Origin of the sequence: Sandarakinorhabdus sp., assembly GCF_031422795.1 — a bacterium.
In the GTDB taxonomy this organism is placed as follows: domain Bacteria; phylum Pseudomonadota; class Alphaproteobacteria; order Sphingomonadales; family Sphingomonadaceae; genus Sandarakinorhabdus.
This window is the reverse complement of record NZ_JANPML010000376.1, coordinates 1-2,322: the sequence shown is the minus strand read 5'-3', so window position 1 is coordinate 2,322 and position 2,322 is coordinate 1. Positions and strand designations below refer to the sequence as shown.

2 protein-coding genes are annotated in these 2,322 nt (G+C 59.9%); one reads left to right on the top strand and one right to left on the bottom strand.

Translation table 11 applies throughout. The annotated features are described in order from the left end of the window. A partial coding sequence (locus RMO81_RS13140) for a hypothetical protein (protein ID WP_409049619.1) occupies positions 1 to 290 on the top strand: 290 nt, incomplete at its 5' end. Positions 291 to 308: 18 nt separating this feature from the next. On the opposite strand, the gene RMO81_RS13135 is transcribed toward RMO81_RS13140, so the two are convergent. After that, positions 309 to 2,288, bottom strand: coding sequence for a calcium-binding protein (locus tag RMO81_RS13135; protein WP_310476344.1), 1,980 nt, complete (start codon positions 2,286 to 2,288; stop codon positions 309 to 311). Positions 2,289 to 2,322: the final 34 nt, after the last annotated feature.

The window sequence follows — 2,322 nt, the reverse complement described above, 5'->3', positions numbered from 1 at the left end:
GCTTTTCGGTGCCCACACCGGCACTGGCCGACAGCGGCATTGCCTATCTGGTCATGTCGCAATCGCTGGTCGGCGTCGCCATGCTCCAGCTTTTCCTCTATCTCCAGCCGACGCTGCAATGCCCCGAACAACGGTTGTATCTTCACGCCACCGCCCTGACCTTTGCGCTCTCGATCCTGGTTTCGATCTCAATGCTGTCGATCAAGACCGCCGCATTCTACTGGTTTCTGATGGGGGTGATCATCGTCATGCCGCGCCCGCCGGAACTTGTGTCCGGCGGGCGGGGATGACGGGTCGGTTGGCGGGTGTCAGCCGAAATAGTTGATGACGGTGCCGCCCAGACCGTTGCTGGTTGCCTGGAACAATGACGCGTCGAAAACGCCGGGCATGTTGATCAGGAACGGCTTCAGCGCGCCGGCGCCATCCGGATCGATGGTCAGCACATTTTCGGCAAACGCAAAGGTAACGGCATCCGCGTTGACCACGTTGGTCAGCACAATGCTGTCGGCACCGGTGAAATCGGTGATCGTGTCGCCGGCAAAATTCTTGAAGCCGTCGCGGAAGATATCGGCGCCGTCACCGCCCGTGAGAGTATCGATACCAAGGCCGCCGGTGATGATGTCATTGTCGCCGCCACCGTTCAGCGTGTCGTTGCCGCCCAGGCCGATGATGGTATCGGCGCCTGCCGAACCGATGATCGTATCGCCCTGCGCACCGGCGTTGATGCTCTTGATGCCGATCAGCTGCACGAGGCTGAAATCGAGCGTGTCGGTGTCGGGCGAGCCGCCGATGGTGACATTGGTGCGGCCATCGGCGTCGATGATCTCGACCCCGGTGATCGATGCGATACCGATGCGGGCACCGTTGCTGCCAGCCTTGATCGTGTCGATGCCAGTACCGCCGTCATAGGCATCGAGCCCACCGTTGCCCACGACAAGGAAAATGTCGTTGCCAGCATCGCCAAACAGGAAATCATTGCCGGAACCGGCGACGATCGTGTCGTTGCCGTTGTTGCCATTGACGAAGTCCGACCCGGCGCCGCCATCAAGATAATCGTCGTCAAGGCCGCCGGTGATAATGTCGTCGCCCGAGGCCGTCAGGATCCGGTCGTTGCCGCCGCCGCCGTTGACGGTATCGGCGAACCGGGTGGCCGTGATCCTGTCATCGCCTTCGCCGCCGTTGATGGCAACGAAATCACCTTCGGTCACCAGAATGCCGGTGAGGTTGATGACATCGGCGGCAGCGGTCCCAGCGATCGAGACGTTGCCAAAGCCGCCGGCACTGATCTCTTCGATCTTGCTCAGCGAGCCGGTCGTCAGCGTGATGACGGCGTTTTCCTTGTTGGCGGTAACAAGGTCATAGCCAGCGCCGCCCAGATATTTGTTCGCGCCGCCGCCCGAAACGAGGAACGTGTCGTCGCCGTTACCGCCGTTGAGGATGTTGGTGCCACCAGCGCCGTCGATGATGTCATTGCCGTCGCCGCCGATCAACGAATCGTCGCCGGAGCCGCCAGTCACGACATCGTCGCTCGCCGTAGCGGTGATCGTCTGGCCACCGTTGCCGGCCTTGATTTCAACGATGCCGGTGAGAGCAATGGTCGAGAAATCATAGACCAGGCCGGCGCCATTCTGGATCAGCAGGCGAACATTGCCGAAGCTGCCAGCGGAAATGGCCTGGATATTGGCCAGGGTGCCGATGCCGATGTTGGCATTGTTGGCGCTCGCCTCGATCGTGTTCGTGCCAGTACCGCCATTGAAATTGTCGAAACCGGCGCCGGAGCCAACGCGGAAGACATCATTGCCTGCACCACCATCCAGCGTGTCGTTGCCGCCACCGCCGTTGATGACGTCATCTGCTGCCGATCCGATGATCGTATCGTTGCCAGCGCCGCCGTTGATCGACGTGATGTCGACGAGCAGGGTGTTGGTGAAATCGAGGAAATCGTCGCCGATCGAGCCGACAATGCTGACCGGGAAAAAGCCGCCCGCGTTGATTTCTTCAACGCCGGAGACAAAGCTCAACCCGATCGCGACATTGTTGGCTGTGGCGACAATCTTGTCATAGCCTTCGCCGCCGGTAACGCGGTCGACGCCTTCCTTGACGCCGACATTGAAAATGTCGTTGCCGCCCATGCCATCAAGCACATCATTGCCGAACCCGCCGACAAACGTGTCGTTGCCAGCATTGCCGGTCAGATTGTCGACTCCGCCCTTGCCGATGATCGTCCAATCTTCAGCCGTCGGAGCAACAAAAATGTCATTCCCAGTAGTTCCGGTAAAAGTAACCATGACTATATCCTCTGCAACAGTTGATGACAGCCAA